Consider the following 9687-nt stretch of genomic DNA (forward strand, 5'->3'; position numbering starts at 1 on the left):
GTCCTCAGCTACAAGAACGAGCTGTATTTCCCGGTGTTCAAGCGCTACACCGAACAGCAGTTCGGCGGACAATTGCCGTTCCAGGCCGACTACCGCAGTGACTACGTGCAAAAGCTGATCAAGCAGGACGGCGGCTGGATGTTGTTCCCGCCGATCCCGTTCAGCGACGACACCCCCAACTACGAACTGATCCGCCCGGCCCCCAGCCCGCCGTCGTCGGTGAACTGGCTGGGCACCGATGACCAGGCGCGGGATGTGCTGGCGCGGGTGATCTTCGGCGCACGGGTGTCGATTCTGTTTGCCCTCGCACTCACCGCCATCAGCGCCGTCATCGGCATTGCCGCCGGTGCGTTGCAAGGCTATTACGGCGGCTGGGTCGACCTGGTCGGCCAGCGCATCCTTGAAGTGTGGTCCGGGCTGCCGGTGCTGTACCTGTTAATCATCCTGTCAGGCTTTGTCGAGCCTAACTTCTGGTGGTTGCTGGGGATCATGGCGTTGTTTTCCTGGCTGGCGCTGGTGGACGTAGTGCGCGCCGAGTTCCTGCGCGGGCGCAACCTGGAGTACGTCAAGGCCGCACGGGCGTTGGGGCTGGGCGATGGCAAGATCATTCGTCGGCATATCCTGCCCAATGCCATGACGGCGACCTTGAGCTATTTGCCGTTCATCCTCACCGGCGCGATTTCTACCTTGAGCGCCCTGGATTTCCTCGGCTTCGGCATGCCCGCAGGCAGCGCGTCGCTGGGCGAGTTGATCGCCCAGGGCAAGCAGAACCTGCAGGCGCCCTGGTTGGGGCTGACGGCGTTTTTCACCTTGGCGCTGATCCTGTCGCTGCTGGTCTTTATCGGCGAGGCATTACGTGATGCCTTCGACCCACGTTCATGAGTGACTCCCTATGAACCTGATCGAAATCCGCGACCTCAGTGTCGCCTTCAGCGGCCAGACCGTGGTGCGCAACCTGAGCCTGGATGTACGCCCCGGCGAGTGCCTGGCACTGGTGGGCGAATCGGGCTCCGGCAAGTCGGTGACGGCCCATTCGATTTTGCAACTGCTGCCCGAAGCCGGTACGCAAACCACTGGCTCCGTGAAATATCGCGGCCAAGAGCTTATAGGCGCTTCGACGGCCACCCTGCAAAAGCTGCGCGGCAACCGTATCGCGATGATTTTCCAGGAGCCGATGACCTCCCTCAACCCGCTGCACAGCATCGAAAAGCAGATCGGCGAAACCCTGCTGCTGCACAAGGGCCTGGGCGGCAAAGCGGCGCAGGCGCGCATCCTTGAGCTGCTCGAACTGGTGGGTATCCAGAAGCCCCAGGAGCGGCTCAAGGCTTACCCGCATCAACTCTCCGGTGGCCAGCGCCAACGGGTGATGATCGCCATGGCCTTGGCCTGCGAACCGGAACTGCTGATCGCCGACGAACCGACCACTGCGCTGGACGTCACCGTGCAGCGCAAGATCCTGTTGCTGCTCAAATCGCTACAAAAGCGCCTGGGCATGTCGCTGCTGTTGATCAGCCACGACCTCAACCTGGTGCGCAGCATTGCCCAGCGCGTGTGCGTGATGCGTGCCGGGGAAATTGTCGAGCAGGCCGACTGCCAGACTTTGTTCAGTGCTCCGCACCACCCTTACAGCCGCCTGCTGCTGGATGCCGAGCCCGTCGGTGCGGCGCTGTGCAGTGATGAGCGCGAGACGGTATTGCAAGTGGACGACTTGACCGTGCAGTTCCCTCTCGGTGGCGGGTTGTTTCGGCGCAAGACCTACCTGCGTGCAGTCGACGGCATCAGCCTCAGTGTGCAGCGTGGCAAAACCCTGGGAATCGTCGGCGAGTCCGGTTCGGGCAAGTCCACATTGGGCCAGGCAATCCTGCGTTTGCTGGACTCCAGTGGCAGCATCCGTTTCCAGGGCGAAGCCCTAGACCCGTTGAACCCTCGGCAGATGCGCCCCTGGCGCAAGCAGATGCAGGTGGTGTTCCAGGACCCTTATGGCAGCCTGAGCCCGCGCATGTCGGTGCAACAGATCATCAGTGAAGGCCTGGAGGTCCATGCCCCCTGCAGCCTGGAAGATCGCGATGCCCAGGTGATCCAGGTGCTCAAGGATGTGGGCCTCGACCCTGAAAGTCGACACCGTTACCCCCATGAGTTTTCCGGGGGCCAGCGCCAACGCATCGCCATCGCCCGGGCCTTGGTGCTCAAGCCCGCGCTGATGCTGCTGGACGAGCCTACCTCGGCGCTGGATCGAACCGTGCAGAAGCAAGTGGTGGCCTTGCTGCGCGAACTTCAGGAGAAGTACGGCCTGACTTACCTGTTCATCAGCCATGACCTGGCGGTGGTGCGCGCCATGGCCCACGACATGATCGTGGTCAAGGATGGCAAGGTGGTGGAGCGCGGAGCGAGCCACGCTGTATTTGAGTCACCGCAGCATCCGTACACCCAGGAACTGCTAGCGGCCGCACAGCCATGAACACCAGTCTCAAGGATTACCAACAAGTTCGCGGCCTGGCCATCCAGTCGCTGTTCGAGATCATCGAACAGTCCAGCGAGGGCACGGTGATCGTCGACCGCGACGCGAATATCGTGTGGATGAACGAGCGCTACGCCAAGCGTTTCGGCCTTGACAGTGCCGACGACGCCATTGGCCAGCCTTGTGAAAAGGTGATTTCCAATAGCCTGCTGCGCCAGGTGGTGCGCACCGACCGGCCGATTCTGCTGGACATCCAGGACACGCCCAAAGGCCCGCTGGTGGTGATGCGCCTGCCGATTCATGACGATGCCGGCGCGGTGATCGGGGCGATTGGTTTTGCGCTATTCGATGAGCTGCGCAACCTGTCACCGATGATCGAGCGCTACCTGAGCATGCAGCAGGAGCTGGCGTCCACCCGCTCGCTGCTGCGCAAGCGCCAGAGCAAATACAACTTCGCCCACTTTATCGGCACCAGCGCCGCTGGCCTGGAGGTCAAACGCCGGGCACGCCGTAGCGCGAGCGCCGAGTCACCGGTGTTGCTGCTCGGGGAAACCGGCACTGGCAAGGAGCTGCTCGCCCAGGCGATTCACGGTGCCTCAAACCGTGCGCATAAAGCCTTTGTCAGTATCAACAGCGCGGCGATTCCCGCTGATCTGCTGGAAGCCGAATTCTTCGGCACCGCGCCCGGCGCCTTTACCGGCGCGGATCGCAAGGGTCGCCCCGGTAAACTGCAAATCGCCCAGGGCGGTACGCTGTTCCTCGATGAAATCGGCGACATGCCGCTGCCGCTGCAAAGCAAATTACTGCGGGTACTGCAGGAAAAAGAATACGAACCGGTCGGCTCCAACGAGATGCTGCACAGCGATGTGCGGGTGATTGCCGCCACGTCCCTGGATCTGGAGGCAGCCATCAAGCGCGGTGAGTTCCGTGCGGACTTGTATTACCGATTGAACGTGTTGCCCATCCAAGTGCCGCCGTTGCGCGAACGCCTGGAAGATATCCCGGCGCTGAGCGAAGCGATTCTTGAGGAACTGCGCAGCCAGCACGAACTCGATCCCGAAGCGTTGGTATTGTTGGCACAGCACGCCTGGCCAGGGAACATCCGTGAGTTGCGCAATGTGCTCGAACGGGCGGCCTTGCTGAGTGATGCCCTGGTGTTGAATGCCGAGGACATTCGCGCGGCGATCGGCACATTCAGCCCAGTGGAGCACGGAACGGTGCGGGCCCTCGAGGGTGAATCGTTCAGTGCTGCACGGGAGCGGTTTGACCGGCAGGTGATCGGGGCCGCCTTGAAAGCCAGCGACGGGAATGTGGTGGAGGCAGCCAGGCGATTGGGGCTTGGGCGGTCGACGCTGTACAAGAAGATGGTGGCGCTGGGTATCGCCTAGTCTCAAGATAGAGATGAATATCTCCATAAAGAGACTATCTAATGTGGGAGGAGGCTTGCCCCCGATGGCAGTGTGTCAGCCAACCCATCTATCAACTGACACTCCCTCATCGGGGGCAAGCCCCCTCCCACATTTGCTCCTCACCTGTCTCAAAATAGAGACAGCCTTGAGGCCTTCTGCTAAAAATTTAAAATTTCCCTATATATTTCAAAAACTTAAAATTTTGGCACACATCTCGCTATAGCCCTTCTTCAAAGCACCACCCCACAAAAATAACAATCTGGAGACACACCATGAGTGTGATCATTGCCCTCGCAGCCCTGGCGCTGCTGATGCTGGCTGCCTACCGTGGCTACAGCGTGATCCTGTTTGCCCCCATTGCCGCCCTCGGTGCGGTACTGCTGACCGACCCGTCCGCTGTCGCCCCTGCCTTTACCGGGGTGTTCATGGAGAAAATGGTCGGTTTCATCAAACTGTATTTCCCGGTGTTCTTGCTTGGCGCGGTGTTCGGCAAGTTGATCGAACTGTCGGGGTTCTCGCGCTCTATCGTCGCCGCCGCGATCCGTTTGCTCGGCACGCGCCAGGCCATGCTGGTGATTGTGCTGGTCTGCGCCCTGCTCACCTACGGCGGCGTGTCGCTGTTTGTGGTGGTGTTTGCGGTGTACCCGTTTGCCGCAGAGATGTTCCGCCAGAGCAATATCCCCAAGCGCCTGATCCCGGCGACCATCGCCCTCGGTGCGTTCTCGTTCACCATGGACGCCCTGCCCGGCACGCCACAGATCCAGAACATCATCCCCAGCACGTTCTTCAGCACCACCGCCTGGGCCGCGCCGTGGCTGGGCTTGATCGGCACGATCTTCGTGTTCTGCACCGGCATGCTCTACCTGGCGCGCCAGCGCAACAAAGCGCAGCGTGCCGGTGAAGGCTATGGCACCGAGTTGCGCAACGAGCCGGAAACCGCCGAAAACCTCACGCTGCCCAACCCCTGGATCGCGCTGTCGCCGCTGATTCTGGTGGGTGTGATGAACCTGCTGTTCACCCATTGGATCCCTCAGTGGTACGGCAAGACCCACAGCCTCAGCCTGCCGGGCATGAGCGCACCCGTGACGACCGAAATCGCCAAGCTCACCGCGATCTGGGCGGTACAGGCTGCGCTGCTGGTGGGCATCTTGATGGTGTTGGTATTCGGCTGGTCAGCCATCAAAAGCAAGCTCGCCGAAGGCAGCAAAAGCGCGGTCAGCGGCGCCTTGCTGGCGGCGATGAACACCGCGTCGGAGTACGGCTTCGGTGCAGTGATCGCCTCGCTGCCGGGTTTTCTGGTGCTGGCGGACTGGCTCAAGGGCATCCCCAACCCGCTGGTCAACGAAGCGATTACCGTCACCTTGCTGGCCGGCATCACCGGTTCCGCGTCCGGTGGCATGAGCATCGCCCTGGCTGCCATGTCCGAGAGCTTTATTTCGGCGGCCCATGCGGCCAATATCCCCCTTGAAGTGCTGCACCGGGTCGCGGCCATGGCCAGCGGCGGCATGGACACCCTGCCCCACAACGGCGCGGTGATCACGCTGCTGGCGGTCACCGGGCTGACCCACCGCGAAGCCTACAAGGACATTTTCGGCATCACGATCATCAAGACCCTCGCGGTGTTCGTGGTGATCGGTACTTTCTACGCCACCGGCATTGTGTGAGGTTTGTATGACGATTTTGAATGGCAAGACCGCCCTGGTTACCGGCTCCACCAGTGGCATCGGTTTGGGCATCGCACTGAGCCTGGCCAAGGCCGGCGCCAACCTGATCCTCAACGGCTTCGGCGACGCCAGCGCGGTGATCGCCCAGGTGCAGGCGTTCGGTGGCAAGGTCGGCCATCACCCGGCGGACGTCAGCGACCCGACGCAGATCGCCGACATGCTCGCCTACGCCGAGCGTGAGTTCGGCGGCGTGGATATCCTGGTGAACAATGCCGGCATCCAGCACGTGGCCGCCGTGGAAGACTTCCCGGTGGAGCGCTGGGATTCGATCATCGCCATCAACCTGTCCTCGGTGTTCCACAGCATTCGCTTGAGCTTGCCGGGGATGAAGGCCAAGGGCTGGGGGCGCATCGTCAACATCGCGTCGGTGCACGGCCAGGTCGGTTCGGTGGGCAAGGCGGCGTATGTGGCAGCCAAGCACGGCGTGATCGGCCTGACCAAGGTGGTGGGCCTGGAGACGGCCACCAGCAACGTCACCTGCAACGCCATCTGTCCGGGTTGGGTGCTGACGCCGCTGGTGCAGAAGCAGATTGATGATCGTGCCGCCAGCGGCGTGGACCCGCAGCAGGCGCAGCATGACCTGCTGGCCGAGAAGCAGCCGTCACTGGAGTTCGTGACACCGCCGCAGTTGGGCGAACTCGTCTTGTTCCTGTGCAGCGAAGCCGGCAGCCAGGTGCGTGGCGCGGCGTGGAATATCGATGGAGGCTGGCTGGCTCAATAAAACCAGACACTGGAGATTAAAACTGTGGGAGGGGGCTTGCCCCCGATGGCGGTGTATCAGTTAACACATTGATTACTGACCCATTGCTATCGGGGGCAAGCCCCCTCCCACATTGGAACTCTATTGTTTGGAAGACCTGTACAAAAATAAGAGACGTACGTATGTCCGACATCCTCTGGCAACCCTCCCCGGAACGCATCGCCAACACGCGCATGGACCAGTTCCGCCGCTACATCAACAAGCGCTACAGCGTGCAGCTCAACGACTACCCCGCCCTGCACCAATGGAGCATCGACCAGCGCCCAGACTTCTGGCGGGCCATCGTCGCCTACTTCGATGTGCAATTTCGCAGCCCGCCCACCGCGACGCTGATCGAAGACGCTGAAATGCCCAGCGCCCAGTGGTTCCCCGGCGCCACCCTGAACTTTGCCGAACACCTGCTGCGCCGTCGCGACGCTCACCCTGCGGTAGTGGCTATCAGTGAAGACGGCCAGCGCGAACAACTGACCTACGCCGAATTGGCCAGCCACGTTGCCGGCTTGCAAAAAAGCCTGCGGGCGGCCGGCGTCGTGCAGGGCGACCGCGTCGCCGCGTGCATGCCCAACACCTGGCAAACCCTGGTGGGCATGCTCGCCACCACCAGCCTCGGTGCGATCTGGTCATGTTCGTCACCGGACTTCGGCACTCAGGGTGTGATCGACCGTTTCGGCCAGATCGAACCCAAGGTGCTGATCACCTGCGCCGGTTACCGCTACGCCGGTAAAAACATCGACCAGACCGTCAAGCTCAATGAAATCCTCGAACGCCTGCCGTCCCTTGAACAACTGATCATCGTCCCGTATGCACGGCCCCAGGCGCGCGTCGACGACTACCGCAGCCAAGCCAGGGTCACGCTGTGGAGCGACTTTTATCAAGTCGGTGGCGAGCCTGAGTTTGTTGCCGTGCCGTTCGACCACCCGCTGTACATCCTCTATTCCAGCGGCACCACCGGGGTGCCCAAGTGCATCATCCATGGCACCGGTGGCGTACTGCTCACCCACCTCAAGGAACACGGCTTACACGCCGACCTGTCCAGGGATGACTGCCTGTTCTACTACACCACCTGCGGCTGGATGATGTGGAACTGGCTGGTGTCGGTACTCGCCCTTGGCGCCACGGCGGTGCTGTATGACGGCTCGCCGTTCTACCCAGGCCCCGAGCGATTGATCGACCTGATCGACGCAGAAAAGATCAGCGTGTTCGGCACCAGCCCGAAATTCCTCGCCACCCTGGAAAAATCCGCGCTGCAACCGCGCCTGAGCCATGACCTGAGCAGCCTCAAAGGGCTCATTTCCACCGGTTCGCCGCTGTCGCCGCAGAGTTATGACTACGTGTACCGCGAGATCAAAAGCGAGCTGTGCCTGTCGTCGATGTCGGGCGGCACCGACATCGTTTCCTGCTTTGTGATTGGCAATCCGGTGCTGCCGGTGCGGCGTGGTGAAATGCAATGCAAGAGCCTGGCAATGGCCATCGAAGTGTGGGACGAGCAAGGCCAGCCATTGATCGGCGAAAAAGGCGAGCTGGTGTGCACCCGGCACTTCCCGGCCATGCCGATCGGGTTATGGAACGATCCTGACCAGCAGAAATTACGCGCCTCGTATTTCAGCCAGTTTCCCGGTGTGTGGGCCCAGGGCGACTACGCCGAACAACGCCCCAACGGCAGCCTGCTGATCCATGGGCGCTCCGACGCGGTGCTCAATCCTGGCGGTGTGCGTATCGGCACCGCAGAGATTTATCGCCAGGTGGAAAAAGTCCCGCAAGTCATGGAAAGCCTGGCCATCGGCCAACGCTGGCGCGACGACGTGCGCGTGGTGTTGTTCGTGCGCCTCAATGAGGGTATCAAGCTGGATGAAGCGCTGGAACAGCAGATCCGCCAGGTCATCCGTGCCAACACCACACCGCGTCATGTGCCGGCAAAGATCCTCGCCGTCAACGATATCCCACGTACCATCAGCGGCAAGATCGTGGAACTGGCGGTGCGCAATGTCGTTCACGGCGAACCGGTAAAAAACACCGACGCCCTAGCTAATCCAGAGGCCCTGGCTCACTTTCGCGACCGCCCTGAACTCGCGACGTAAGGATGAAAGGTTTCAGCCCTGACGTACTCATTTGAAGAAAAAACCCCAATGCATGCTATTTTTCGAGGGGTAGTCAGCCGTTCCCAACTCACGGGATAATCGGTTTCGGTCATATTTCAAAGCGTTACGCTCAGGGCTTTTTCATGAATGGGACATCCACCGGCAGCGAAGCCGCAGTATTGATCGCGCGGCGGGATTGGGCACATAGCCCGCTCGGTGATGCCAGCAGTTGGCCGCAAAGCCTGCGCACCGCCGTCGACATCGTGCTGCACTCGCCGATGCCGATGCTCCTGCTGTGGGGCAGCCAGCTCACTCAGCTCTACAACGATGGTTTCGCCTTGCTTGCGGGCAACAAGCACCCCGAAGCCCTGGGCCGACCGGCCCATGAAACCTGGCCGGAGCTCGAAAGTTTCACCGCGCCAGTCTACGACGCAGTTCTCGGCGGGCAGGTGCGCACCTTCAGCGAGCAGCGCTTCGTCCTGCAACGCAATCACCGCGACACCGAAATCTGGCTCGACCTGACCTACAGCCCTGTGCGTGATGAAAGCGGTACAGTCGCCGGTATTCTGGTCATCGCCATTGAGACCAATGAGCGCCGCAGCAAAGCCCTCGAACTGCAGCAACGTTCCGAAGACAGCCTCAAGGCCCAACACAGCACCGAGCAACGCCTTCAATTGGCACTGGCGGCTACCGACGCGGTCGGCACCTGGGATTGGGATATCGGCGAAGACCGATTCATCGCCGATGCACATTTCGCCTATCTGCATGGTGTCGACCCGGAAGACGCCGACCTGCTGCCGATCAGCGCCTATTTGCAAGGCGTACATCCCGAAGACCGCGGCATGGTGGCGCGCAGCATCAAGCATTGCATCACCTTCGGCACTGAATACGCCGAGGAATACCGCCTGCTGCAAGCCGACGGCCAAGTGCGCTGGGTGTTTGCCCGAGGCCGCTGCTACAAGGACCCTCAGGGCCGCCCGGCGCGCTTCCTCGGCGCGGCACTGGACCTGACCGAACGCAAGCACACCGAACAAGCCTTGCGCCAAAGCCAGACCGAACTGCAACTGATCATCAACGCCATGCCGGTGCTGATCGGCTATGTCGACCACGAAGAGCGCTTTCGCCTGAACAACAGCGCCTACCTCGATTGGTACGGCATGACGCCCCAGGAGCTGTACGGCAAGTCCATCCGCGAAGTGCTCGGCGACGACGTGTATGCCGGGCGCGAGGACAAGATTGCCGCGGCGCTCAAGGGCAA

7 protein-coding genes are annotated in these 9687 nt (G+C 61.4%); all 7 read left to right on the forward strand.

The features are described 5' to 3' along the window. On the forward strand, positions 1–882 hold an 882-nt coding region (locus tag ACRESD_RS07645; RefSeq protein WP_431750365.1), incomplete at its 5' end, for an ABC transporter permease. Between the two features lie 10 nt (positions 883–892). Further along, the gene (locus ACRESD_RS07650) at positions 893–2458 is read left to right on the forward strand and encodes an ABC transporter ATP-binding protein (RefSeq protein WP_431750366.1); all 1566 of its coding nucleotides are present in this window, start codon (positions 893–895) and stop codon (positions 2456–2458) included. Further along, positions 2455–3846: a sigma-54 interaction domain-containing protein gene (locus ACRESD_RS07655; RefSeq protein ID WP_431750367.1), complete on the forward strand. Its 1392-nt coding sequence runs from the start codon at positions 2455–2457 to the stop codon at positions 3844–3846. Before ACRESD_RS07650 ends, ACRESD_RS07655 begins: the two co-directional genes overlap by 4 nt. Before the next feature lie 293 nt (positions 3847–4139). After that, positions 4140–5531: a GntP family permease gene (locus ACRESD_RS07660; RefSeq protein WP_431750368.1), complete on the forward strand. Its 1392-nt coding sequence runs from the start codon at positions 4140–4142 to the stop codon at positions 5529–5531. Between the two features lie 7 nt (positions 5532–5538). Then, positions 5539–6312: a 3-hydroxybutyrate dehydrogenase gene (locus ACRESD_RS07665; RefSeq protein ID WP_431750369.1), complete on the forward strand. Its 774-nt coding sequence runs from the start codon at positions 5539–5541 to the stop codon at positions 6310–6312. 161 nt (positions 6313–6473) lie between these two features. Beyond that, positions 6474–8429: an acetoacetate--CoA ligase gene (locus tag ACRESD_RS07670; RefSeq protein ID WP_431750370.1), complete on the forward strand. Its 1956-nt coding sequence runs from the start codon at positions 6474–6476 to the stop codon at positions 8427–8429. A gap of 143 nt (positions 8430–8572) precedes the next feature. Continuing rightward, on the forward strand, positions 8573–9687 hold a 1115-nt coding region (locus ACRESD_RS07675; RefSeq protein WP_431750371.1), incomplete at its 3' end, for a PAS domain S-box protein.

This window comes from Pseudomonas sp. (genome assembly GCF_050739995.1).
Taxonomy (GTDB): Bacteria; Pseudomonadota; Gammaproteobacteria; order Pseudomonadales; family Pseudomonadaceae; genus Aquipseudomonas.